The 762-nt window shown below is 66.3% G+C and carries 1 protein-coding gene; it reads right to left on the bottom strand.

Translation table 11 applies throughout. The features are described 5' to 3' along the window. On the bottom strand, nucleotides 1-762 hold a 762-nt coding region (locus tag ACLD7X_RS17450), incomplete at both ends, for an AMP-binding protein (protein ID WP_411424959.1).

Genomic DNA, 762 nt, shown 5'->3' with positions numbered 1-762 from the left:
CCTTGAACGCGGATCGCTGATTCGTTTGACCACCAGCTCCATCAGCACTCCACTCGGCTCTCAAATACATCACGATCTCGCCTACCTCGCCCGGCGCGCAGACCGTGCCGTCCGCGTTGCGGCATTCGATGCGGAAACCGGGCCAGGGCTTGCCGCAGGAGCGCAGCTTGTCGCGCCCCTCGGCATGGTCTTCCGGCGGCAGATAGGTGCCGGCGCCGAGGCTTTCGGTCATGCCGTAAAGCTGGGTGAAGGAACAGCCGAACCGCGCTTGCGCCCGGCGCAGCAGGTCTTCCGCGATCGGCGAGGCGCCATAGAAAACCCGCTCCAGCGAGGAATAGTCCACGCTGTCCGAGCCCGGCGCCTGCATCAGCATGTTGATGATCGTGGGCGCGAAGAAGGCATGCTTGATCTTTTCCGCCGGGATGAGCCGCAGGATCTCCGCCGGGTCGATCGCTTCGAGCACGACGCCTTTCGCGCCCTGCGCCACGGACAGGATGGCGGTGTTGATGCCCGCGACATGGAACAGCGGCATGGCCACGAGCACCGCGTCGCCCGGCGCATAGTCGGCCCAGTCGGCGGCGAGGCCATAGCGAAAGAAGCGCAGATACGCCGCATCGGTGATCTGCACGCCCTTCGGCAGGCCGGTGGTGCCGGACGTGTAGAGCTGGATCACATCATCGTCGGGGTCGACAGCGAGACGCGGGTCGTCCGCGCTGAAGCCAGAGGCCCAGGCCTCCAGGGTCGGGCTGTCGCCGATTGGGG

The sequence above is a fragment of the Aphanothece microscopica RSMan92 genome, assembly GCF_046613545.2.
In the GTDB taxonomy this organism is placed as follows: domain Bacteria; phylum Cyanobacteriota; class Cyanobacteriia; order PCC-6307; family Cyanobiaceae; genus NIES-981.
The sequence above is the reverse complement of the archived record's forward strand: the minus strand, read 5'-3'. Positions and strand labels throughout refer to the sequence as shown.